The organism is Roseateles sp. UC29_93 (assembly GCF_042695725.1).
GTDB classification, from domain to species: Bacteria; Pseudomonadota; Gammaproteobacteria; order Burkholderiales; family Burkholderiaceae_C; genus Roseateles; species Roseateles noduli_A.
The window spans coordinates 2,749,604-2,773,160 of the sequence record NZ_CP170545.1; the positions used below are offsets into that span (position 1 = coordinate 2,749,604).

A 23,557-nucleotide genomic window follows, 5' to 3' on the forward strand; every position below is an offset into this window, starting at 1 on the left:
TTCTGGAACGCTCGGCTTCGCCGCCGGCTCCGGCCAAGCTCTTCGAGACATCACAGCACCACGAAGAGGAACCAGACCACCACCGGGGCGATGACCGTCACCGCGGCACCGTAGAGCAGCAGCAATCGGAAGAAGCGGTCGCGGTCCATGCCCTTGGCATTGGCCAGCACCAGGGCGCCGTTCGTGGAGAACGGACTCACGTCCACGATCGTCGAAGACACCGCCATCGCAGCGATGAAGCCGATCGCCATCGTCGAGTTGTCGCCCGTCAGGAACGGCACACCCAACGGAATCAGCGATCCCAGCACCGCCGTCGACGACGCGAAAGCCGAAACCACTGCACCGACGAAACACAGCAGCAGCGCCGCCATCATCGGCGACGTCAGATTCGCGACGCTGTGGCCCACGTACTCGATCGTGCCCATCTTCTCCATCACGCCCACATACGTGCTCACGCCGACGATCAGCATGATCTCGGGCCACGACACCTGACCCAGCGCACTCTTCTGCAGGCGCGGCTGCATCAGGCTCAGGACCAGACCGATCGTGATCGACACGAAACCGATGTCCAGCTTGTAGCCCAGCGTCAGCACCGCCAGCAGCAGCAGGCCCAGCGCCGTGATCACCTGGTGCGGACCGGTCGTCTTGAAGGTCTGCGTCTGGACCTGGCCCAGCATCGAGGACTTGCTCGACGCGACGCGGCGGCCTTCGCCGTAGGACGCCGCCTCCGCATCGCCGAAGACCTGCGGGCCGCCTTGGGCGCGCGCGACCGGCGGGATCGGCGCGAGCTCCCCGTCGTCCGCGACCCGGCCGCGCCGGATCAGCTGCAGCCCGCCGAGCGCGATGAAGAGCCCCAGCGACACCGCGAAGTTGACGCCGAAGCTCGCCAGCATCGTCGTGATCTCGCTCAACGGCAGACCGGCCTTGGCGACGATCTTGTTGGTGATGCCGCCGTAAATGCTCATCGGCGAGAAGCCGCCCGCCTGCGCGCCGTGGATCACCATCAGGCCCATCATCAGCGGATTGATGCCGTGGCGCGCGGCGAAGCCCAGGGCGATGGGCGCGATGATCGCGACCGCCGCCGGGCTCACCGCGCCGACCGAGGTCAGCAGCGCGGCAATCAGGAACATGATCCACGGGATCGCCGCGATGCGGCCCCGCACGGCCCGCACGGCAAGCCGCACCAGCCAGTCGATGGTGCCGTTGTTCTGCGCCAGCGCGAAGAGGTAGGTGATGCCCGCCAGCGTCAGGAACAGCTCCGCGGGGAAGCCGGCCATGATGGCCTTGGCGCTCATGCCGGCGACCAGCGTGCCGACGAGGAACGCGCCGACGAAGGCCAGCACCCCCATGTTGATGGGCAGGGCCGTGGCCACGATGAACATGGCCACGAGTGGAAGGATCGACATCCAGTGAATGCTCATCGCTGTCTCCTGTTGTGACGGTCCGGCAAGTCGGGCGCCGGCCGCATCGTTTCTCGATGAAGCGCACGGTATCGACCGTGCGACGGCGCTTCAATCAAGGTGGCGCGCGGACCGTTACGCGCGCCGCAACGATCAAGGGAGAACCCGCGCCGCGCGCCTCACGGCGCGGAACGCTCGATCCATGCGAGCACGCCGTCGAGCGTGCGGAACTCGTCGGCCGAGCGCGCGGGAATCAGCGGGTGCCGCTGCTGCCAGAGCCGCGCGAGCGCCTGGCCACCGCCGATCTCCAGCACGCAGGACGGCCCGCGCGCGGCGAGCTGATCCATGACCTCGTCCCATCGCACCGTGTGGGCGATCTGGCGGGCGAGACCGGCGCGCGCCTGGTCGCCGGTCCAGACGCGGTTGGCGTCGCTGTCGAAGAGCGCGAGCGCGGGGGCGTGCATGGCGGCGCCGGAGAGTTCGGAGGAAAAGCCCTCCGCCGCGGCGCGCATCAGCGGCGTGTGCGAAGCAACGGCCACGGCGAGTCGCGTGCAGCGCGCGCCCCGCGATGCGAGCGAGGCTTCGACCGCATCAAGTGCCTCCGACTTGTCAAACATGTCGGACGCGTCGGACGCGTCGGACGCGTCGGATGCCTCGGGAGCCACGGCGCCAAGTGTCGGGCGGAGGGGCCCGCCGATCACGACGGAGTCCTCCCCATTGCGGATCGCGATGCTCACCGCGGTGCCGCGCAGGACGTCGTCGACGTCCGCGGACGCGAGACCGGTCACCCCGCAGAGGCCGCCGGCATGCGCGCGGCCCGCCTCGTCCATGAGGGCGGCCCGTCGCGCCGCAAGCGCGATCGCGTCCGCGTGATCGAGCACGCCGGCCGCCGCGCATGCGGCGAGCTCGCCGACGCTGTAGCCGGCGACGCCATCGATCTCGATCGAAGCGGACACCAGGCGCGGCGCGATCTGTGACCACGCGGCCAATGCGGTCGTGGTGATCAGCACCTGGGCGTGCGCGTTCGTGCGCGCCCATGCGGGATCGGCGAGCGCCGCACGCCAATCCGCAACGTCCAAGGTCTCGCACATGAGGGAAAGCAGTGCCGTGGTGGACGGCGATGCATCGTCGCCCAGCCACGGCAGCATCGCGGGATGCTGGTTGCCCTGTCCGCTGAAGACGATGGCGACGCTCACCCGATCCTCTCGATCCCTTCGATCGCACCGAGGCGCCGCATCCAGCACACGGCCGCCAGCATGTCGGCGGCACCGCCGGGGGAGAGCCGCCGGGCCTCGAAGTCGGTGGCGATCGCGTCGGCGCGGGCGAGCGCGTCCGGTGCCGAAGCGCCGCCCTGCTCGAGGAAACCGCGCGCGGCGCGCTGCGCGAAGCGCAGGCCTTCCAGCCCGCCGCGATGCGCGAGGTTGCTGTCGTCCAGCGTCGCCATCAGGTGGAAGAGCGTGTCGAGCTGTGCGCGCTCGCGCGGGAGGCCGCGCGCGACGGCGGACCGCATCGCGGGCACGGCGGTCTCGAAGACGGCGGGGAAGCCGAGCGCGGCCTCCTCGGATGCGCTGCGCAGACCGAGCCGCCGCGCCGCAGTGCCGCCCGGCAAGGTCGAAGGCCGCAGCGCGCGCTGTGCCAGCGCTGCTCCCCATCGCTCGATCAGCGTCCTGCGGATCGACTCAGGCGTCAGTCGCCGATGACCGGCGACCACGGCGCCGGCGGACGCGCACAGCAGCCCCAGCAGGAAGATCGCGCCGCGGTGGGTGTTGATGCCGCCCGTCGCTTCGAGCATCCGGGCTTCGGCCTCGATGCCGGCGCGCTCGAGCGCCGGGAAGTCCGCGTCCATCGCCCCCAGGTGGGCGATGCGGACGAAGTACCGTCGCAGCGATGAGATGCTGCGCATGAAGGTCCGTGCATCCATGTCGCGATGGCTGCCGTTGCTTGTCAGCGTGACCAGGCCCGGCTTGGGCGAGAGCGCCAGTTCGTCATGCAGCGCGACCGCGGCGGCGCGCCCGATGTCGCTGGCGGTCAGTCCGCGCCCGGCGGACACGGGGTGACGGTCCGAACGCCACGCGCTGTGCCACGCGGAGTCGTGGGCCAGGACAGGCCTGTTCATCGTGTCCTCCTGGACTGGGCGGCCTTCATGTCGCGCTGCCATGTCCGACCTCACGCGGCTGCCTTGACGTCGCGGACGATCTCGCCGAGCGCCGTCGCGAGCCGGCTGCCGCCGATGGATTTCACCAGGATCGAGCGCACGCCGCCGGCGCGCCACGTGAGCCACTCGCGCCAGGACACGGCGTTGTCGCCGTCGAAGACCAGCTCGCCGTCGAGCCGCAGGCCGGGAACCTCCGCGTCCGCCAGCAGCGCGGCGACCTGGTCGGCCTGTTCGGCGTCGGTCACGGCCACCCACAGGTCCGCGTCGGAGTCGGCCCGCACATGGCCCATCGCCGACAGCGCCTGCCAGCCGAAGCTGCCGTAGACGCGCGGCTGCACACCGCAGGCGTGCGTCGCGCGGCACAACCTGTCCCATGCGGCGCGCGCCGGCGCGGGCAGCAGCTTGGCGACGGCGCGGGCGGTGGGGAACTCGTCGAAGAACATCACCTCGCCGCGAGGGACGCTCACGCCGATGCGGCGCGATTCCCAGCGCAGCGGCGCCGACAGCCCCATGGCGATCCACGCCGGATCGGTCCCCGCGTCGCAGCGCTGCTGCGTCACCACCAGCGGCAGGCCGCGCGAGGCCCACAGCGTCAGGCATTCCCGCTCGGTGGCGTCGCGCGCGATCGCGCGCAGCCGCTCCCACGCGGTGGGCGTCAGGTGCACGAGTTGATGGCGGTGCAGGCGGGTCATGGCGGACTCAAGCGGGGTCAGGCGGCGTCAGGCGGCGTCGAGCACGCGTTGCATCACGCTGGCGGCCAGCCGTCGACCGCCGCGCTCGGCGCCGTCGACCGCGCGCCGGTCCTCGGTCGGCGCATCGGTCAGCGCCTGCCGCAGCGCGGCCCGCAGGTCGCCGGTCCACAAGCGGCGCACGCCGCCCATCGCCACGTAGTTGTCGACGCCCGGCGCGAAGACCGGGTTCGTCTCGGACAGCGCGGTGAGCATCTCTTCCGGCAGCTTCGTCACGCGCGACATCGCCGGGATGCGCATCACGCGGATCTCGGCCTCCGGCAGCGCGTCGCAGGCGTCGGCGATCAGGCCCGAGGTGATGAAGCCGCCCGACAGCGCCTGGTCGTAGACCAGCCCCAGCACGCGATGCCCGCGGCGGCGCGCCAGATCGATCGTCATGCCCAGGTGCGCCATCGCGCGGTTGATGCCGAGCAGCTCGTCGCGCCGCCGCAGCTGCTGGCCCTGCGTGTCGATCAGCAGCAGGATCGGCCGGCCGGGATGCCGGGTCAGCGTGTCCAGCACGACGCGCGTCTGCGCCAGCGCGAGCTTCACGCCGATCGCCGCATGCCCCGTCGTGCCCACGATGGTCAGCGGCTCGCCGTCGAGCTCGACGGTGCCGTGCAGGAAATCGCCGTCCAGGGTCAGGCCGCGGTCCGATCCGAACAGCGTCGTCGCCAAGGTGTTCCAGTCCATCTTCGAGTCTCCTACCGGGTTCGGTCGTTCAGCCGTTCATCCGCTCTGGTGTACGGGCGCTCGCGCCGCGGCCGCACGACCATTTCAACGGGTCAACGGCCACGAGGCCGAGGGACGCAGCGGAATGACCTCGGCCACGTCCAGGTCCGGCACGCGCGCTGCCTCCTCGACACCGAGCCGTGTCCACAGCACCTGCGCGTCGTCGCCGTCGACGGCCTCGTCGAGCAGCGCCAGGCGGCGCGCCAGCAGGGCACGCTCCGCTTCCAGTGCGTCGAGCGTCACCGGGCGCGATGTCGGCAGCCGGTCCATCGCCGCGATCGCCGCCCGGCGGAAGGCGGCGACGTCGTCCTCGACGAGGGCGTCGCAGTCGCCGCTCAGCCAGCGGTGCTTGCCGCCGGTGGTGCGCCAGACCAGCGCGCGGTCGCGGGCGTCGAATTCCTCCACGCCGTTGGACGCCTCGATGACCTCCGGGCCGGACATCGCGAGCCGGCCCAGGTCGCTCATGACGACGAAGTCCGTGCACCGCGCGACGATGCCCATGCCGCCGAAGCAGCCGTTGGCCGCGCCGATCAGCGTGATCACCGGGATGCCGGCGTCGCGCACGTCCAGCACCGCGCGCATGACCTCGGACACGGCGATCAGGCCGGCGTTGGCCTCGTGCAGCCGCACGCCGCCGGAATCGAGCAGCAGCAGCACGGCGGCGGGGCGGTCGCGCCGGGCGCGGCGCAGCAGGCCGACGAGCTTGGCGCCGTGGACCTCGCCGACGCCGCCGCCCATGAAGGCGCCTTCCTGCGCCGCCACGAAGATCGGCCGACCGTCGAGCACGGCCCGTCCGATCGCGACGCCGTCGTCGAAGGCCGAAGGCACGCCGAGCTGCGCGAGGTGCGGGCTGATCACCCGCTCCTGCGGCGGCAGCCATTCATGGAAGCTGCCCGGATCGAGCAGCAGCGCCAGTCGCTCGCGCGCCGAGCATTCGGCGTAGGAGAGGACCGTCATGGCTGCAACTCCTGGACCGCCTGATCGAGCCGCAGGCTGACGACCGCTGGCGTGGCGCCCATGTCGTTGATGGACACGCGCACGCCGGCCAGGTCGTGACGGCGGTGGAAGTCGTCCAGCACGGCCTGCCAGATCGGCGCGAAGCCACGCGCGGAGGTCTGGACGCGGACCGCGCAGTCGCCGCCGGGCTCCGGCTCGAGCATCACCTCGAGGTTGCCGGAGCCGACCACGCCGACCAGCACCGGCGCGAAGGCGCTCCGGGCCTGGGAGCCGGCGAAGCGGAAGTCCAGGGTCTCGAGACCAGGGGGGACAGGCGTCATGGCATTGCTCTCGTGTTGTCTCTCACCAGTTGCGGAAGCGCTTCGGCGGGCGGTACAGGCCGCCGGAGGCGCGCACCAGGTCGCGCATGCCGCGCGCGGCGAGCAGGTTGCGGGTGGCGTCGCGCGGATCGATGCCCAGGTCCTCGGGGCGCCTGATCACGCCGCGGTCGCGCAGGTTCTCCACGGCGCGGCGATCGCGCCCCAGGCCGACGGCCGTGTAGCCGGCGACGCCGCGGATCGCCTGCTCGCGTTCCTCGTCGCTGCGGCACAGCAGCAGGTTGGCGATGCCCTCTTCGGTGAGGACATGCGTCACGTCATCGCCGTAGATCATGATCGGCGGCAGGTCCATGCCGGCCTGGCGCTGCAGTTCCCACGCGTCGAGGTGCTCGACGAAGGCGGGCTGCATGTGCTCGCGGAAGGTCTCGACCATCTGCACGACCAGCTTGCGTCCGCGCGGCGTCGCGGCGGCGCCGGTCAGATGGCCGCGCGCCTCCTCGCCGGCCTTCAGCCAGGCGGGGCTGGCGTGACGGCGGCCGCGCGCGTCGGCGCCCATGTTGGGCGCGCCGCCGAAGCCGGCGATGCGGCCGAGCGTCGCCGTCGAGCTGTTGCCCATCAGGTCCATCTGCAGCGTCGAGCCGATGAACAGGTCGCAGGCGTAGTGGCCCGCCGCCTGGCTGAACGCGCGGTTGCTGCGCAGGCTGCCGTCGGGGCCGGTGAAGAAGATGTCGGAGCGGGCGCGGATGTAGTCCTCCATGCCGAGCTCGGAGCCGAAGGAGTGGATGGACTCGACCCACCCCGCCTCGATCGCCGGGATCAGCGCCGGGTGCGGGTTCAGCGCCCAGTGGCGGCAGATCTTTCCCTTCAACCCCAGCGATTCGCCGTAGGTCGGCAGCAGCAGCTCGATCGCCGCGGTGTCGAAGCCGATGCCGTGATTGAGGCGCTGCACTCCGTACTCGGCGTAGATGCCCTTGATGGCCATCATGGCCATCAGCACCTGGATCTCGCTGATCTGCGCCGGGTCGCGGGTGAACAGCGGCTCGATGAAGTCGGGCGTCGGCGCGCGCACGACGAAGTCGACCCAGTCCGCGGGCACGTCGACGCGGGGCAGGGCGGTGCCCTCGGGCAGCAGCTCGTTGACCTGCGCGATGACGATGCCGCCGGAGAACGCGGTCGCCTCGACGATCGCGGGCGTGTCCTCGGTGTTGGGGCCGGTGTAGAGGTTGCCCTGGGCGTCCGCGGCGTGCGCGGCGATCAGCGAGACCTTGGGCGTCAGGTCGACGAAGTAGCGGGCGAACAGCTCCAGGTAGGTGTGGATCGCGCCGATCTTCAGGCGTCCGGCGGACAGCAGCTTCGCGAGCCGCGCGCCCTGCGGCCCGGAGAAGCTGAAGTCGAGCAGGCTGGCGATGCCGCGTTCGAAGACGTCCAGGTGCTCCGGCAGCGCGAGCACGGACTGGACCATGTGCAGGCCGTGGATGCGCGTCGGATCGAGCCGCACCAGCGCCTTGGCCAGGAAGTCGGCCTGCTTCTGGTTGTTGCCCTCGAGGCAGACGCGGTCGCCGGGCTTGAGCACGGCGTGGAGCAGGTCGACGATCGCGTCGGTGTCGGCGTGCCTGCCGGCCAGGCGCGAGCCGAGTGCTTCGCGGGCCGCGGCGAGCCGGGCGGCGCGGTCGCGGGCCTTGGTGTCCATGGGAGTGCGGTCCATGGAGACGGAAGTTACGGGCGCCGATCCACCCGATCAATCAACCGGGGCGCGGGACGATTACGGGGAGCGGAACGGTTGCCGGCCGGGCGCCCCCTGCTGGCGAGCCGGCGGCGAGGGGATACCCGGAGATGTCCGGAGATCTCTGGACATCACCGGACGAGGCGGGGGGCGTCCGGCTCAGTGGCCGCCGAGCTTGAGCGTCCGGCTGGCGGCCAGCAGGGCCAGCAGGTTGGGGTCGCGCTCCCGGGTCCGCAGGAAACACAGCGCGATGGTCTGGCGCACGGCGGCGTAGCTTGCCTGGAGCGGGATCAGCCGCACGCTGGGCGGCAGCACGCCGCGCACGCGCCCGGGCAGCAGGGTGCAGCCGATGCCGCCGCCGACGAGGTTCATCAGCGAGAAGATGTCGTTGGTCTTCATCACGATCTGCGGCTCGAACCCGGCGATGCGGAAGGCGTCGACGAAGCGGCTGTAGGTGACGAAGCCTTCCTGCAGGCTGACGAACCGTTCCTCGGCGCAGTCGCGCAGGTCGATGCGCTCGAGGTCGGCGTAGGGGGACTGGGCGGGGGCGGCGAAGAAGACGTCGTCCTCGAAGAGGGCGTGGGTCTCGAACTCCGGCGCGGCCTCGGGCAGGCCCATGACGGCGGCGTCGATGGTGCCGTCGCGCAGGCGCTGGGTGAGGTCGGAGTTGGACCCGAGGATGAGCTCGGCCTGCACATCGGGCTTGCGTGCCTTGAGCGCCATGATCATCGACGGCACGGTGCCGCTGGTCAGCGAGTACAACGAGCCGATGCGGATGCGCTCGGCGCCGTAGCCGGCGATGGCGCGGGTGGCGTTGATGCCTTCGTCCATGCGCTGGAGGATCTCGCGGGCGACGTCGGCGAGCACGTGGGCGGCGTCGGTGGGCTGCAGGTTGCGGCCCTCGAGCCGGAACAGCGCGCAGCGCGTGCCGGCCTCCAGCGAATGCAGCGCGCGGTGCACGCTGACGGCGCTCGTGCCCAGCCGCTCCGCGGCGCGCGCGAGGCTGCCGCTCTCCAGGAACGTGATCAGGATCTCGAGCTTGCGGAAGGTGATCTCTTCGCTGATGCGGGGGAGCATCATGTGTCCTCGAACGCAGTCTTGACTGCGTCAATGATCCGCTCCTGACGTGCGTGCAGCTTGCCGTCGTTCTGGAAGATCTCGGGCAGCGTCTTGCGCAGCTTGTTGCTGACGGTCCAGTTGCCTTCCTTCAGCGATCGGATGATGCGATCGGCGTCCTGGTCCGGCATCTCGACAACACGCTTGATGGCGGCTCGAGCCCGATCGTTCTGGCGCAGCAGCTGCGCCTCCTCCGCCATCTCGTGCTCGACGGTCTGTCGCAGGACGGCGCTGAGGTATCGCGTGTGGGCGGTGAGATCGAGGAAACGCCAGACATGCCCCGCGTCCTCGGTCTGGAGGAACTCGAAATCGGTCGTGACGCCGTCCGGGCACTTCCGCGGCTCGCCGAATCGGAAGCCGTCGGCGTAGCGTTTCATGAAGGGTTTGGAGATCGTCTCCAGCACTTGGTCGTATTCCGCCCGCGCCCGGGCGGTGCCCGCGATCGTGGCGGAGACCGGCACGATGATGGTGGGCGGCACCAATCCATCGCCTGCCAGCAGATGATTGATCAGGAAGCGGTGGATGCGCCCGTTGCCGTCCGCCAGCGGATGCAGGTAGACGAATCCGAATGAGATCGCCGCAATGCGAGCGGCACCGGGGACGCCGCGCGTGCGCAGCTCCAGTTCGCGCAACGCGTCCAGCATCGGTTCGACATCGCCTTCAGACGGAGCGACGTAGTGGACGATCTGCCCCCGGAACGTGCTTTCGCCGACAAACACAGGAGACTGCCGGACGCCCGTCCTCAAGGCAGCCTCTCCCAGAACGGCCTTCTGCAGCATGTCGAGGTTGACCGGCGACATCGCGTCTTCGAGATGGCCGCTGTACTCCTGGATCACCGCCGCGAACCGCTTCACGCGATCTTCCTGATCGGCCTCATGTTCGATGGCGAAGCTCGCGCGCGATTCCTTGAACGTCAGCCATGCCGAGCTGCGCAGGAGGATCTCGGCGCCATAGAGGTCGTCGAGTTCCTTGACGCCCGCCGTGACGTCATAAATCCAATCGCGTTGCTGGGCGGGGCCGAGATAGACCACCGGGCAGAAGGCCGGCGTTCCCGGCATGTTGTTGTTGACCCGCCATCGGCGATTGCGTTCGGAACGTGCGGCGGTCAAGTAGAGGTCCGCGGGGAGGGCGTCGACGTAGCCCACGGTCGACTTGCAGTCCGGCACAGGCAACTCCCTGCCGGTGATCCACTCGAAGTAGAAGGCCGTGCGCCGGGCGTAGATGCCGGACGGTTCCTGCCTGACCCAGTCGGCAACCTCCTCGGGATCGATCGTCGCGAAGAGCCGGGAGAAGAACTCCAGATTGAGGCGTTCGTATTTGAGGCCGAACTCGAAGTGACCTCGCAGGCTGTCTTCCGGCTGATAGGAGGGGGTCCAGGTCTTGACCTCCCGTCCCGACACTTCTTCCGCTGCAGACGAGTGCCGATGCGGCTACGGGTGAAGAGCGGCTGCACCAGCCGGAGTTGGTGGCGCTCCACCAGTCGCTGAAAGCCAATATGGATGTCGGCCATCACGTCAAATTCGCTAGAGGGGCGTTCATTTTGCTAGAGAAAGATGAATTCTCAAAAAAAACGCTATAGCGGATGTGTTGGATGACCTCGCGGGGATACAGGAATCGAGGGCAGCGCCATTGTGCGGGCAGCGAATGCAGGGTGCAGATTCGCGTGAGAGCAAAGAGCCCGCGATCCCCTGACGGCGATCAACAGTCTCGGCTGCGAACGCCGCAAAGGCCGTCATCGCCGACTGATTCCAGGGATCTGGCATCACTCAAATCACGCATCGATGCAGGCGTACCGACCTTCATCTGCCGTGGGTGTTGCACGCGCATCTACCAACGAATTGAGGATCGCGTTGCGCGGCAGAGCGCAGTGCAATGAGCCCATGCAACAACTCAATCTGAAGGGCCTGTCGACGCGGGTGGCCCTGGAGAGCTCGCTCAACCCGCCGCGCCTGTTGCTGGACCTGCACAAGCCGGAAGCTGGGTACCGGCACTGCTCCGCCTGGTCCCGTGCGATCCATCCTTTCGAGGTGCGTCAGGAGTGGTACCGCGACTACGTCCTTGAGCTGGGCGAGGACCCGCTTCCCTTCGTTGGAAGCATCACCGTGAATGGTGTGGAACGCATTGCAGCGTCCTCGATCGTGGCGTTCCTCGGTACGCGCGGAAGGACGACGTGCTGGCCCGAGCCTCGAAGCCATCTGTTCGATGTTGTCGTCGACATGGCGGAAGCGACCGGCATTCTTGTGATGACAAGTCCGTGGGTCGCCGATGCAGCGGTTGCCTCCCCTGATGGGAAGGAAGTACATGGCTTCACGCTCGCCGATGATCTGGCGCCGTTGATTGTCATCAACGAGCGGCAACCCAAGGACGAACAGCTTCTGACGCTCGCCAGGCACCTGGCCTTGTTGTGGCTCGGACAGTCGGGCATCAGCACCGCGGCTTCTCCAGTCAGCAGCGACGGCAGCCTGCCGAGCTTCTGTGACGTTGTCGCCAGGGAGGTGGTGGACAGGCTTCATCGGCATGTGGCCGCGAACAAGCTGGTCGTCCCATCGATGCCCGCCATCGATGGCTGGCTGGCCGTCGCCACCCGGTCGAGCCGCACCTTCACCCGGGCCCTGATCGGCAACACGGGGGGAACGTCGACGACCTTCCTCTCGGCATTCCGGATGCTCGGCATCCGATCCACCGACGTGTTCAACGCGATCGGCCGATCCCTTGATCTGGAGGTCTGAGATGGCTTATCTGCTGGATGCGAATGTGTTCCTGGAAGCCCGAAAAACGCATTACGGCATGGACTTCTGTCCCGCCTTCTGGCGATGGCTGACGGTCAGCCAAGCGGATGGCCAAGTGTTCAGCGTCACCCAGGTGCGCGATGAACTGACTGATGACGTCATCGTGCCCTGGGTTGCCGCGCAATCCCCAGGCTTCTTTCTTTCCGCGGATGACACTGTCGCCCTGGCGATTCACGCGGTCACGCAATGGGTCAACAGGCAGCCCCTGCTGGATCCCGTGATCCACGAGTTCATGGACTCCGCGGATATGTACCTCGTGGTGCATGGGCTCGCGCATGGTCACACGGTCGTGACATTGGAGAAGTCGGCCAAGGGGTCGAAGAAAAGGATCAAGATTCCGGACGTATGCGCCGCCCTCGGCGTGCGCTGCATCGAGCCGCACGTGATGCTGCGCGAGCTCCAGGCCCGCTTCGTGCTCGGCCCGATCCACGAGCCGTACGAAGGCGCGAATCTCGCGAAGATCTCGAAGGACGAACCGCCGAGACAAGCGGCTGCGGACGTTCAGGAAGCGCTGCTGCGCTCGGTGGCCACGGGCACGGATTGACTCGCGCAGGTCGCCAGCGCTTCATCCAGCCGCGCCTGCCAGACTGCGTTCCATGAACGCGGCGTGGCCTGGGAGAGCGCCTGCAGCGGCTCGACCAGACGCGGATCGGCAAGCGCCTCGGCCGCATCCAGTTCGTACATGTGGCACTCGGGCGTCAGCAGACCGATCAGCCGTTCGACGATCCCCTCGTCCCGCCGCCGCGCCAGCCCGACCAGCGCTTCGCCGCGCACATCGATGTCCGGATCGTCCAGGTTCCTGCGCAGCGCCGCGCGGATCGCGGGCGTGTCGTCCATGCGCAGCGAGCCAAGCCCGAAAGTCGCCCAGTCCCGCACCTCGGCGGACGGATCCGTCGCGAGGCGGATCAGGCCCTCGATCGCCTCCGGCTCCTCATAGGAGCCGAGCGCCACCGCGACCTGCCATCGCATCTGGCTGTCCGGACTGGCCGAGAGTCGCAGCAGCGCCTCGACGCTCGCCGCATGCGGACGGTGCCCCAGACCGGCCACCGCCGCGCGCACCACGTCATGATGCGGATCGGACAGCCCGTGCAGCAGCAGCTGATGGGTCTCCGCCTCCGCGTACATCGCGAGCTGCCCCTGCACCTTGTGCATCAGCTGCCCGGCGATGGCCAGGCCGACTGCGCGCCGGCGAGCCCGCAGGCTCGTGCACAGCGCGGTGATCGTCGCCAGCAGCTGCGGCGACCCCCGCACGTGCAGTGCCTGCACCGCGCGCCAGCCATCGTCGGCATGCCAATGCCTCAGCGCATGACGCAACAGGCGATCGACGCTGAAGGACTTCAACCGGTTGCGGGCAAGGCGTTTCATCGGCGCGAGTCTCGAAGACGCGATGTGCCGACTCTACTGGCAGTGCTGAAGCCTCTTTCAGCGCGTCGCCGTTTCCTCATCCCCCGTCGGCAACCGCAGCGCTCCGGTGTTGTAGTCGTACTCGAACACCTCGCCGTGCCGCGCCCAGGTCACCGCCGTCTGCAGCACCGCATCCGCCTCGGTGTCGTCGAGGTGCTCGCTCAGCAGTCTCAGCACCGGCTTGTCCGGCATCACGCCGCTGGGCTCCTGCTCCAGGCTGTGCCGGATGTGCGCGATCAGCGGCACATGGGCGAGCAACTGTTGACCGAAGAGATCGCGCCGCAGTCCATGCGCACCTTCCACGTACCGCCGCCCCAGCGGCGTCAGCTGCAGGTCGCCGCTGTCGAGCTGCGCCAGCCCCAGCAGCGCCAGCGCGTGCGCGACCGGCAGCAACTCGGAGTCCGGCAGCCCCGCTTCCTCGCACAGCTGCGGCAGGTCCGCGCGGCCGTCGAAGGGCGGCTCGGCCAGCAGCTCCAGCAGGCCGTCCATCCGCGCCACGTCCGCCGCCGGCAGGCGCTCGGCCAGCGGCGCCGGCGCCGTGGCGGCGTCGACCGTGCCCGCCGCGCGTGACGGCCTCGCCGCGCCCGCGGTCATCAGCGCATAGACCTCGTCGATCAGCGCGCGCACGTCGGCGCTCTCCGGGTCGCGCGGCCGCGGCAACTGCACCGACAGCTGGCAACGGATCCTTCCCGGATCGCTCGCGAAGATCAGCACGCGGTCGGCCATCATCACGGCCTCCTCGATGTTGTGCGACACGACCAGCATCGCCCGCGTCGGCATGTGACCGCCGTCCCAGAGCTCGAGGATGTCCTCGCGCAGGCGCTCGCCGGTCAGTACGTCCAGCGCCGAGAACGCCTCGTCCATCAGCAGCACGTCCGGCTCGGTCACCAGCGCCCGCGCGATGCCGACCCGCTGCCGCATCCCGCCCGACAGCTCGCGCGGCAGCGCGCCCTCGAAGCCGCTCAGGCCGATCAGCGCGATCGCCGCCTCGGCCTTGGCCTCGCGCGCGGCCTTGGCCACGCCGCGCGCCTCCAGCCCGATCTCGACGTTCTGCTGCACCGTCAGCCACGGGAACAGCGCGAAGGACTGGAACACCATGCTGATGCCGCGCGCCGGTCCCGACAGCGGCTGCCCGCGATATCGCACCTGGCCCGCGTCGGCCGGCACCAGCCCGGCCATGATCCGCAGCAGCGTGCTCTTGCCCGAGCCCGACTGCCCGAGCAGCGCGACGATCTCGCCTTCGCGCAGGTTGAAATCGACGTCCGCCAGCACGGGACGCGGATGGCCGTCGGCCGAGCGGAAGCGCTTGCCCACGCCGTGGAGTTCGATGATGGATGCGGTCATGCCGGTCTCCTCACAGATCGCAGTTCACAGATGCATGCGGTCTTCGGCCAGCCGGTACAGGCGGCGCCAGACGAAATGGTTCAGGCCCATCACGAAGATGCACATCACGCCGATGCCCAGCGCGATCCGCGGGAAGTCGCCCTTGGCGGTCATCTCCGCGATGTAGCTGCCCAGGCCGTGCGCCTTGAGCGTGGTGTCGCCCCAGGAGACGTACTCGGCCACGATGCTCGCGTTCCAGGAGCCGCCGCTGGCGGTGATCGCGCCGGTGACGAAGCTCGGGAACACCGCCGGCAGCAGGTAGCGGCGCCATTTCAACCAGCCGCTCAGGCCCAGGTTGCGCGCCGCGTGGCGCAACTCGGCGGGGATGTTGGACGCGCCGGCGATCACGTTGAACAGCAGGTACCACTGCGTGCCGAAGATCATCAGCGGCGAGAGCCAGACGTCCGGGTTGAGCTTCCAGCGCACGATCAGCACGACGGCCACCGGGAACAGCAGGTTGGCCGGGAACGCCGCGAGGAATTGGGCCACCGCCTGCAGTCGCCCCGACCAGCGCGGATTCATGCCGATCCAGATGCCGACCGGCACCCAGACCAGCGCCGCCAGCGCGATCAGCACCAGCACGCGCACCAGCGTCAGCATGCCGAGTCCGAAGACGTGGCCGGCCTCGGACCAGCCGACCTCGGTGTGGACGAAGCGGACCAGGTGGTACAGCGCCACCATCACCGCCGCGGCCACGACCGCGTCCCAGGCGCGCGTCCAGGTCGCGCTGGCGATGCGCGGCCGGGCGCGGATCGAGGTGCCGTCGTGATGACGGCGGAACCAGATCATGCTGCCTTCGAGCCGGTCCACCAGCCAGGCCGCCGAACGGCGCGTGAACGAGGTGCGGCGCAGCCAGTTCAGCATCCATGAGTTCGGCGCGGCGTCGGTGCCGCTGTCCTCGAAGCGGAACTTGTCCGCCCACGCGACCAGCGGCCGGAACACGAGCTGGTCGTAGAGCACGATGCCCACGAGCATCGCGACGATCGCCCAGCCGATCGCGCCGAGGTCGCGGGCCTCGATCGCCATCGCGATGTAGGACCCGACGCCGGGCAGCTTGATGCTCTGGTCGGAGACCGAGATCGCTTCCGACGCGACGACGAAGAACCAGCCGCCGGACATCGACATCATCATGTTCCACAGCAGGCCCGGCATCGCGTAAGGCAGCTCCAGCCGCCAGAAGCGCTGCCAGCCGGAGAGCTGGAACACGCGCGCCGCCTCGTCGAGTTCCGACGGCACCGTGCGCAGCGACTGGTACAGGCTGAAGGCCATGTTCCAGGCCTGCGAGGTGAAGATCGCGAAGATCGCCGCGCACTCGACGCCCAGCAGGTTGCCGGGGAAGAGGGCGATGAAGCCGGTCACCGTGATCGACAGGAAGCCCAGGATCGGGATCGACTGGAGGATGTCGAGCATCGGCACCAGCACCTTCTCGGCGGCACGGACCTTGGCCGCGAGCACCGCGAAGACCGCGCTGAACAGCAGCGCCAGCACCATCGCCGCAAGCATCCGCAGGTTGGTGCGCAGCAGGTAGTAGGGCAGGTGGGACGGGTCCAGCGACAGCGGCAGCGGATCGCCCAGCGCGAACGGGCGCGCCATCTGCGCGGCCCCGTAGGCCAGCAGCACGAGCAGCGCCAGCACCAGCGGCAGCAGCGCCCAGTCCCAGCGGTTGGTGCCCGCCTCGACGACCGGGCGGGGGAAGAATTGGCGGCGGTCCATGAGCTTGCCTTTTTGTTCTGCATGGATTCCAGGGAACAGACGGCCTCCTGGGCCCCCCGCACGAAGGTGCGCAGGATGCCTGGGGTGGCCTTCAGAAACCTGTCCCGTTTCTGATGGGAGTCTGTCTGGGGGAGATCGCCCACCTGACTCGGGTGAGCGTCGGCCGCGAGGTCATGGGGCCCCCGCGGCAAGCGCGGGAACCCCACGACCTCCCGTCCCCCATCGTCGCCTTACTGCAGCGGATTTGCTACCGAGGACTCCGGGAGGTTCTTCAGGGCGGTGGCGGTGTCGAAGAATGAGTTCAGCAGGAGACTGTCCCGGCGTTCCTTGAGGCAGTAGATGTGCGTCTCGGTGAAGGCGGGATCGCCGTCGATGCGCACGGGGCGGAAACGGGCGTCGGGGATGAACTCGGCCTCGGAGACGACGCCGATCCCGATGCCGCGCGCGGCCGCTTCCCGCAGCGCCTCGCGGCTGCCGATCTCCATCGCGACGCGCGGCGCGATGCCGGCCTGCCGCAAGGCCGTTTCGAGCGCGCGGCGCGTGCTCGATCCGTCCTCGCGCTGCAGCAGCGGCTGGTTTTCCAAGGCTTGCAACGGAACGCTCTCGTGCTTCGCGAAAGGGTGATCGAGATGCACGAACAGGATGATCGCGTGCCGCGCGTACGCCATCGTCTCGAAGCCCGGCGCGTCATGGAAACGCGCCAGCACGCCGACGTCGATCACGTAGTTCTCCAGGTCCCCGAAGACCTGCGCCGAGTTGCCCAGCCGGATCGACACGTCCACCTTCGGGTAGCGCTGGCGGTAGGCGTCCACCATCTCGATCACGTGGAACGGGCCCACCGCGCCGAGCTTGAGCTGACCCCGCGTGAGCTCGCCGCAGTCGTGCAGCAGGTTGTAGGCCTCGACCTCCAGGGCGGCCAGCTGCCGTGCGATCGGCAGCAGCTGATGGCCGACGCTGGTCAGCTCGATCCGGTGGCCGCGCCGGTGGAAGAGCTCCACCTTGTGCTGCTGCTCCAGCCCCTGCACCTGCGTCGTCAAGGTGGGCTGCGACAGGCCCAGCGCCCGCGCCGCGGCGCTGAAGCTGCCATGGCGGGCGACGGCGAGGAAGGCGCGGAGCTTGGCGGCCGACATGGGTATAGAGACTCTCGATGATTTCGTGCGGTTCGCGATATTGATTCGATCGAGTGACGGTCACGTGACGTTCCTACGCTGCGGGGGCTTTATTCCTCAACCCGCTCGTTTGAGCCTGGAGCCTTCATGACCCTGATCCTTTCCCTGAAACGCCAGGCGGCCGCGCTGCGCGCGCTGGGCGCCGCCCTGGCCCTGGCGGCGCTCGCGCCGGTCGCCGGCGCCCAGACCGCGCCGTCGCCGCTGGCGTCGTTCACGCGCACGATCAACGCCGCGATCTCGGGCTACAACCGGGAGCACCTGACCGCCGTCACCCCGGAAGCCTGCGCCGCCGCGTGCCTGAACGACTCGCGCAAGTCCTGGTGCGTCAGCTTCGACTTCTACAAGAACGCCCAACAGTGCGACCTCAGCGACAAGCGCGCCGCCGATGTCGGCGGCCTGAAGACCGACTACGCCGGCAATCCGTATGACCATTACTCGCTGATTCCCGGCCCGGGCGTGCCCAATCCCATCGTGGGCCCGAACGGTCGCAAGCATGTGCTCGTGGTCGGCATCGACGGGTTGCGCGGCGACGCGCTGTTCTGCGCCGGCTGCGTCGCGACGCCGGCGCTCAGCGCGCTCGCCGGTAGCGGCGCATTCCACGGCAACGTGCTCGCGGGCGGCTCGCAGGCCACGCTCAGCGGCCCCGGCTGGGGCACGCTGTTCACCGGCTTCTGGGCCGACCAGCACGGCGTCACCAGCAACGACATCGCGTTGCCGCTGAAGAAGCCGCACCTGTTCGATCGCATCAAGACGGCCTATCCGACGGCCACCGTGGCGGTCGTCGGCGACTGGGCCAACATCACCGGCAACCTGAAGCCCGCGGGCGCCGACTTCGTGGTGGCGAATGCGGCCAAGAACTCGCAGCAGGCCACCAACGCCGTCAAGGGCTGGCTGTCCTGGACGAATCCGCCGACGGCGATCTTCTACTACCTGCACAACGTGGACATCCACGCCGCCAGCTACGACCCGTTCAACGCGTACTACCAGTCCAAGATCGCGGGTGAGGACGCGCAGATCCAGCAGGTGCTGGACGCGCTCGCGGCGCGGCCGACCTACGCCGCGGAGGAGTGGCTGATCGTCGTCGTCTCCGACCACGGCGGCACGGGCAGCGGCCACGGCGGACAGAGCGCCGGCGAACGCGATGCGACGCTGATCCTCACCAACAGCTACCGCAATCCGACGAAGCCGGCCTACTGCCAGGGCGACCTGACCGGCACGACGCTGCCGCAGACCGGCGCGCTGACGCCGCACGTGCTCGACTTCCTGGGCCTGCCCAACGACACGGCGGGAACGAAGCACCCGGCCTGCGGCCAGCACTGACCCTTCGCCAAGCCTCCGTCGCATCCATAGATCACCTCAATGGTTTGATCATGAATTCAACATGGCATCGATGGATGTCCTGTCATGTTGGATTCATAGAGTGGCGGCATCCGCTCACCACTCCCTGGATGCCGCCATGCGCCACGTCCCCCACGTCCCCCACGCCCCCCAAGCCCGCTCGTCCGTTCTCCGGCGCGCCGTCCTGGCCGCTGCCGTCGCCGTCGCGGCGGGGCTGCCGGCCGTGTCTTCCGCCCAGCAGCAGACGCTGACGATCGGCCTGATCCCGGCCGAGGACTCGCAGGCGATGATCGAATCCAGCCGCCAGGTGCTGGACGCGCTGCAGCAGCAGCTCGGCATGACGGTGAAGCCCTTCGTCGCCACCGACTACAACGGCGTCATCGAGGCGCTGCGCTCGAAGAAGCTGGACGTGGCCTACCTCGGTCCGTTCTCGTACGTGCTGGCCAGCTCGGTCGCGAACGTCGAGGCCTTCTCGGTCGCGGTCACGAAGAAGACCGGCCAGAGCGCCTACAAGAGCGTGATCCTCGCCCGCAAGGACAGCGGCGTGCACACGGTCGCCGAGTTGAAGGGAAAGAACTTCGCCTTCGTCGACCCGAGCTCCGCCTCCGGCCATCTGTTCCCGAAGGCCGGCCTGCAGCAGGCGGGCTATGACCCGGACGCGCTGTTCGGCCGCGTGCTGTTCTCCGGCTCACATGACGCCAGCATCCTGGCGGTCGCCAACAAGAAGGTCGACGCGGCCGCCGTCGCCGACCGCATCTTCGCCAGCGCCGTCGCCAAGGGCACGGTGAAGCAGGACGACTTCGTCGTGCTGTGGTCGTCCAAGCCCATCCCCGAATCGCCGATGGTCTGGCGCAAGGACCTCGATCCCGCGCTGAAGGACAAGCTCGCCAAGGCGCTGGCCAACCTGAAAGACGTGAAGTGGGGCGACCAGGGCGTGCTCAACGGCTTCCAGCCGACCAACGACGCCGCCTACGACGTCGTCCGCGACACGGCCAAGGTGCTCAAGCTCGACCTGCGGAGCATGAAGTGATCACGCTGCGCGGCGTCACCAAGCGCTTCGGCGACAACGCCGTGCTGCGCGGCGTGGACCTGGATGCGAAGGCCGGCGAGTTCCTCGTCGTGCTCGGCCCGTCGGGCGCGGGCAAGTCCACGCTGCTGCGCTGCATGAACCGGCTGGCGCAGCCGGACGCCGGGGCGATGACGATCGCGGGCCTGGACGCGATGTCCGGCTCGCGCGCCGCCGATCTGCGCGAACTGCGACGCCGCGTCGCGATGGTGTTCCAGCATCACCACGTGGTGCCGCGCCTGAGCGCGGTGAAGAACGTGCTGACGGGGCGGCTCGGCGCAGTGTCGACCTGGAGCTCGGTGCTGCAGCTGTTCCGCGCCGCGGACGTGACGCTGGCGTTGGAGTGCCTGGATCGCGTCGGCCTCGAGCACAAGGCGCAGGAACGCACCGACTCGCTGTCCGGCGGCCAGATGCAGCGCGTGGGCATCGCCCGCGCGCTGGCGCAGCGCCCGCAGGTGATCCTCGCCGACGAGCCGGTGGCCAGCCTGGATCCGCACACCGCGCGCCAGGCGCTCGGCTACCTGAAGCAGGCGTGCCGCGAACTCGGCATCACCGTCGTCTGCAACCTTCACCAGGTCGATTACGCGAAGGAATTCGGCGACCGCATCGTCGGGCTGTCGCAGGGTCGTGTCTTGTTCGACCGGTTGCCGGGCGAGCTGTCCGATGCGGAGCTTCATGAGCTTTACGCCGGTGGCGCCGGCCGCGCTGGTCACACCGGCCTGCAGCTCATCGAGCCCGTGGCGGTCGAAGAGGAAAGGAAAACCGCTTGACGACGATGAATGCCGTCGACCGTGCCGCCGCCGACCGCTATCGCTGGCTGGTCGGCCTGCCCACGACGCCGGGCGGCTGGACGAAGCTGCTGGCCGCGATGGTGCTGGGCCTGTGGGCGCTGCAGTGGAGCGCCAGCGGCGCGCAGTTGAGTCCGTCGGAGCTCGCGAACGGCCTGCCCCAGATCGCCGACTTCCTGAGCCGCACGTGGCCGCCGGACTGGCGCATCCTCGACCGGCTCTGGGCGCCGGCGTTGGAGACGATCCAGATCGCGGTGTGGGGCACGCTGCTGGGCGCGGTCGCCGCGGTGCCGGTGTCCTTCCTCGCGGCGCGCAACCTGTAGGGGCCGCGCTGGCTGTACCAGCTCACGCGGCAGGGCCTGAACGTGACGCGCAGCATCAACGAGCTGATCCTGGCGTTGGTGTTCGTGTCGGCGGTGGGACTGGGGCCGTTCCCCGGCGTGCTGGCGCTCGCGGTGCACGGCGCGGGGATGCTCGGCAAGTTCTTCGCCGAGGCGATCGAGGAGATCGACCAGGGGCCGCTCGAGGCGCTGCGCGCCACCGGCGCCCGGCCGCTGCAGGTGATCGTCTTCGGCGTGCTGCCGCAGGTGGTGACCGCGTGGATCGCCGTCGTGCTGTACCGCTTCGAGGTCAACCTGCGCTCGGCCACGGTGCTCGGCATGGTCGGCGCGGGCGGGCTGGGTTTCGAGCTCGTGGGCAGCCTCAAGCTGTTCAAGTACCCCGAGACCGCGACCTGCATCATCGTGATCACCGTGATGGTGGTCGCCGCGGACTTCGTGTCGAGCCAGCTGCGCCGCGCGATCCAGGACAGCGGCCGGCATTGAGAACGAGGACAACGACGTGAACGTGTGGAAGTTTCACAACCCGGTCGATGTGCGGGCCGGCATCGGCGCGCTGGAACTGCTGCCCGACTTGGTCGGCGAGCGCGATGCGCTGCTGATCGCCTTTCCGGAGGCCGAGCCGCTGGGGCTGGTCGGTCGGGTCAGGGCGATGCTCGGCGACCGCCTGGTGGCGGTGGAGACCGACATCTCCCCGAACCCCGATGTCCGCTGGCTCGCGCCGCTGTACGAGCGCCTGTGGCGCGACCACGGCGGCGCGCGCTGCGTGATCGCGCTGGGCGGCGGCAGCAGCATCGACGCGGCGAAGGCGATGCTCACCGCCACGCCGTCGGGCCGCTTCGACGAGCTGCTCGACCATCTGGTCGATCCGAAGGCGGCACCGCTGCCGGTGAACGGTCCGCATCGCGCGCTGATCGCGATCCCGACGACCGCGGGCACCGGCAGCGAGGTCACGCCCTGGGCCACGCTGTGGGACGCGGGGCGCTCGCGCAAGCATTCGCTGCACCTGCCGTGGACCTGGCCGGAAGCCGCCCTCGTCGACCCGTCGCTGATGGTCAGCCTGCCCGCGAGCGCCACGCTGGCCAGCGGACTGGACGCGCTGTCGCATGCGCTGGAGTCGCTGTGGAACGTGCATCGCAACCCGGTGTCGTCCAGCCTCGCGGCGAGCGCCGCGCGCGCCATCGTCGCCACGCTGCCCGCGCTGCTGCGCGAGCCGCGCCGGCTCGACCTGCGCGAAGCGCTCGCGATCGCCGCGCTGCAGGCGGGCATGGCCTTCTCCAACACGAAGACGGCGCTGGCGCACTCCTTGTCCTACGACATCACCTTGACGCGCGGCACCGTGCACGGCATCGCGTGCTCGTTCAGCCTGCCGCGCGTGATGCGGCTGGCCTTCGGGCGCGACGCGGCGCTGGATGCGCAACTGCTGGCGATCTTCGACGCGGCCGATGCCGACGGCGCGGTCGCCGCGCTGGAGCATTTCCTCGACGCGCTCGGCGTCTCCACCGATCCCGCCGACTACGGCATCGCGCCCGCCGACTGGGACGCGCGCGTCGAACAGGCGCTGCGCGGTCCGCGCGGTCGCAACTTCATCAAGGCCTACGCATGAACACGCTCTATCCCCATCTCCAGGCGGTCATCTTCGACTGGGCCGGCACGCTGGTCGACCATGGCTCGTTGGCGCCGACGCAGATCTTCGTCGACGCGTTCGCGACCTTCGGCATCACGCTGACGCTCGACGAGGCCCGCGGCCCGATGGGCCTGTCCAAGCGCGATCACATCCGCACGCTGCTCGAGGACGCGTCGCTGCAGGCGCAATGGCAGGCGCGCGTCGGCCGCCCGTCGACCGCCGCCGACATCGACGCGATCTACGAGCGCTTCATGCCGATGCAGATCGAGAAGGTCGGGCGCTACTCGCAGCCGATTCCCGGCGCGGTCGAGATGCTGGCCGCGCTGCGTCGTGCGGGGTTGAAGATCGGCTCCTGCTCGGGCTATCCGCGCCAGGTGCTGGATGTGCTGCTGCCGCAGGCGAAGGCCGATGGCATCGCGGCGGACCACGTCGTCGCCGGCGACGAACTGGCCGCCGGTGGCCGGCCGGGCCCCTTCATGGCGCTGGCGAACGTGCTGGCGCTGGGCATCGGCGACGTGCGCGCCTGCGTGAAGGTCGACGACACGACGCCGGGCATCGAGGAAGGCCGCCGCGCCGGCATGTGGACCGTCGGCCTCAGCCTGTCGGGCAATGAGACGGGCCTGACCTTGGCGCAACTGCAGGCGCTGCCGGATGCCGAAGTCGTGGCGAAGCGCGCCGCCGCCACACAGCGCCTCACGGCGGCGGGCGCGCATCTGGTGATCGACTCGGTTGCCGACTTGCCGAAGGCGCTGGCTGAGCTCGATGCGAGGATGGCGCGCGGATTGACGCCCTGAGGCGCTTCCCCTCCAATGCC

The 23,557-nt window shown here is 69.3% G+C and carries 21 protein-coding genes and 1 pseudogene; 8 read left to right on the plus strand and 14 right to left on the minus strand.

What is annotated here, in order from left to right; translation table 11 throughout:
* Positions 1-50: 50 nt before the first annotated feature.
* The 10 genes from ACFJIX_RS12745 to ACFJIX_RS12790 all read right to left on the minus strand — a co-directional run bounded on the left by ACFJIX_RS12745 (position 51) and on the right by ACFJIX_RS12790 (position 10,528).
* On the minus strand, positions 51-1,421 hold the full coding sequence (locus ACFJIX_RS12745; protein ID WP_377160518.1) for an SLC13 family permease: 1,371 nt from the start codon (positions 1,419-1,421) through the stop codon (positions 51-53).
* 158 nt (positions 1,422-1,579) lie between these two features.
* Positions 1,580-2,596: an ACP S-malonyltransferase gene (locus ACFJIX_RS12750; protein WP_377160520.1), complete on the minus strand. Its 1,017-nt coding sequence runs from the start codon at positions 2,594-2,596 to the stop codon at positions 1,580-1,582.
* On the minus strand, positions 2,593-3,516 hold the full coding sequence (gene mdcB / locus ACFJIX_RS12755) for a triphosphoribosyl-dephospho-CoA synthase MdcB (protein ID WP_377160522.1): 924 nt from the start codon (positions 3,514-3,516) through the stop codon (positions 2,593-2,595). Before mdcB ends, ACFJIX_RS12750 begins: the two co-directional genes overlap by 4 nt.
* 50 nt (positions 3,517-3,566) lie before the next feature.
* The gene (gene mdcG, locus ACFJIX_RS12760; RefSeq protein WP_377160524.1) at positions 3,567-4,247 is read right to left on the minus strand and encodes a malonate decarboxylase holo-[acyl-carrier-protein] synthase; all 681 of its coding nucleotides are present in this window, start codon (positions 4,245-4,247) and stop codon (positions 3,567-3,569) included.
* A 27-nt stretch (positions 4,248-4,274) separates the two neighbouring features.
* The gene (locus ACFJIX_RS12765; protein ID WP_377160526.1) at positions 4,275-4,976 is read right to left on the minus strand and encodes a biotin-independent malonate decarboxylase subunit gamma; all 702 of its coding nucleotides are present in this window, start codon (positions 4,974-4,976) and stop codon (positions 4,275-4,277) included.
* 84 nt (positions 4,977-5,060) lie between these two features.
* Entirely contained in the window at positions 5,061-5,972 is a 912-nt protein-coding gene (locus tag ACFJIX_RS12770; protein ID WP_377160528.1) for a biotin-independent malonate decarboxylase subunit beta, read from the minus strand.
* Complete coding sequence (mdcC, locus tag ACFJIX_RS12775; protein ID WP_377160530.1) at positions 5,969-6,292, minus strand: malonate decarboxylase acyl carrier protein; 324 nt, start codon at positions 6,290-6,292, stop codon at positions 5,969-5,971. Before mdcC ends, ACFJIX_RS12770 begins: the two co-directional genes overlap by 4 nt.
* 22 nt (positions 6,293-6,314) lie before the next feature.
* The gene (gene mdcA / locus ACFJIX_RS12780; protein WP_377160532.1) at positions 6,315-7,994 is read right to left on the minus strand and encodes a malonate decarboxylase subunit alpha; all 1,680 of its coding nucleotides are present in this window, start codon (positions 7,992-7,994) and stop codon (positions 6,315-6,317) included.
* A 177-nt stretch (positions 7,995-8,171) separates the two neighbouring features.
* Entirely contained in the window at positions 8,172-9,089 is a 918-nt protein-coding gene (locus tag ACFJIX_RS12785) for a LysR substrate-binding domain-containing protein (RefSeq protein WP_377161754.1), read from the minus strand.
* A complete protein-coding gene (locus tag ACFJIX_RS12790) occupies positions 9,089-10,528 on the minus strand; it encodes a Fic family protein (RefSeq protein ID WP_377160534.1) in 1,440 nt (479 codons plus the stop codon). Before ACFJIX_RS12790 ends, ACFJIX_RS12785 begins: the two co-directional genes overlap by 1 nt.
* 480 nt (positions 10,529-11,008) lie before the next feature.
* On the opposite strand from ACFJIX_RS12790, the gene ACFJIX_RS12795 reads away from it, so the two are divergent.
* Together ACFJIX_RS12795 and ACFJIX_RS12800 are read left to right on the plus strand one after the other, a co-directional pair.
* Positions 11,009-11,857: a hypothetical protein gene (locus tag ACFJIX_RS12795; RefSeq protein WP_377160536.1), complete on the plus strand. Its 849-nt coding sequence runs from the start codon at positions 11,009-11,011 to the stop codon at positions 11,855-11,857.
* Position 11,858: 1 nt separating this feature from the next.
* Positions 11,859-12,461 carry a DUF4411 family protein gene (locus tag ACFJIX_RS12800; RefSeq protein ID WP_377160538.1) on the plus strand — a complete coding sequence of 201 codons (603 nt, stop codon included), beginning with the start codon at positions 11,859-11,861 and terminating at the stop codon, positions 12,459-12,461.
* On the opposite strand, the gene ACFJIX_RS12805 is transcribed toward ACFJIX_RS12800, so the two are convergent.
* The 4 genes from ACFJIX_RS12805 to ACFJIX_RS12820 form a co-directional block, all read right to left on the minus strand.
* Positions 12,419-13,282, minus strand: coding sequence for a HEAT repeat domain-containing protein (locus ACFJIX_RS12805; RefSeq protein ID WP_377160540.1), 864 nt, complete (start codon positions 13,280-13,282; stop codon positions 12,419-12,421). The two genes, ACFJIX_RS12800 and ACFJIX_RS12805, sit on opposite strands and share 43 nt — an antisense overlap.
* A 57-nt stretch (positions 13,283-13,339) precedes the next feature.
* Entirely contained in the window at positions 13,340-14,665 is a 1,326-nt protein-coding gene (locus tag ACFJIX_RS12810; protein WP_377160542.1) for a nitrate/sulfonate/bicarbonate ABC transporter ATP-binding protein, read from the minus strand.
* A gap of 24 nt (positions 14,666-14,689) precedes the next feature.
* Positions 14,690-16,417, minus strand: coding sequence for an ABC transporter permease (locus ACFJIX_RS12815; protein WP_377160544.1), 1,728 nt, complete (start codon positions 16,415-16,417; stop codon positions 14,690-14,692).
* Between the two features lie 230 nt (positions 16,418-16,647).
* Positions 16,648-17,547, minus strand: a complete 900-nt coding sequence (locus tag ACFJIX_RS12820; RefSeq protein ID WP_377160546.1) for a LysR substrate-binding domain-containing protein — start codon at positions 17,545-17,547, stop codon at positions 16,648-16,650.
* A 126-nt stretch (positions 17,548-17,673) separates the two neighbouring features.
* Here ACFJIX_RS12820 and ACFJIX_RS12825 point away from each other — a divergent pair, with 126 nt between their 5' ends.
* From ACFJIX_RS12825 to phnX, 6 genes and pseudogenes are all read left to right on the plus strand, one after another.
* Positions 17,674-18,906 (plus strand): alkaline phosphatase family protein, encoded by a 1,233-nt coding sequence (locus ACFJIX_RS12825; protein WP_377160548.1) that lies wholly within the window; start codon positions 17,674-17,676, stop codon positions 18,904-18,906.
* A 136-nt stretch (positions 18,907-19,042) separates the two neighbouring features.
* Positions 19,043-19,954: a phosphonate ABC transporter substrate-binding protein gene (phnD, locus tag ACFJIX_RS12830; RefSeq protein WP_377160550.1), complete on the plus strand. Its 912-nt coding sequence runs from the start codon at positions 19,043-19,045 to the stop codon at positions 19,952-19,954.
* The gene (gene phnC / locus ACFJIX_RS12835) at positions 19,951-20,760 is read left to right on the plus strand and encodes a phosphonate ABC transporter ATP-binding protein (RefSeq protein WP_377160552.1); all 810 of its coding nucleotides are present in this window, start codon (positions 19,951-19,953) and stop codon (positions 20,758-20,760) included. Before phnD ends, phnC begins: the two co-directional genes overlap by 4 nt.
* A 5-nt stretch (positions 20,761-20,765) precedes the next feature.
* Positions 20,766-21,602 (plus strand): annotated as a pseudogene (gene phnE / locus ACFJIX_RS12840) (phosphonate ABC transporter, permease protein PhnE).
* Positions 21,603-21,624: 22 nt separating this feature from the next.
* Complete coding sequence (gene psrA, locus ACFJIX_RS12845; protein ID WP_377161756.1) at positions 21,625-22,722, plus strand: iron-containing alcohol dehydrogenase PsrA; 1,098 nt, start codon at positions 21,625-21,627, stop codon at positions 22,720-22,722.
* Positions 22,719-23,537 (plus strand): phosphonoacetaldehyde hydrolase, encoded by an 819-nt coding sequence (gene phnX, locus ACFJIX_RS12850; protein ID WP_377160554.1) that lies wholly within the window; start codon positions 22,719-22,721, stop codon positions 23,535-23,537. Before psrA ends, phnX begins: the two co-directional genes overlap by 4 nt.
* The last annotated feature ends 20 nt before the right edge of the window (positions 23,538-23,557 follow it).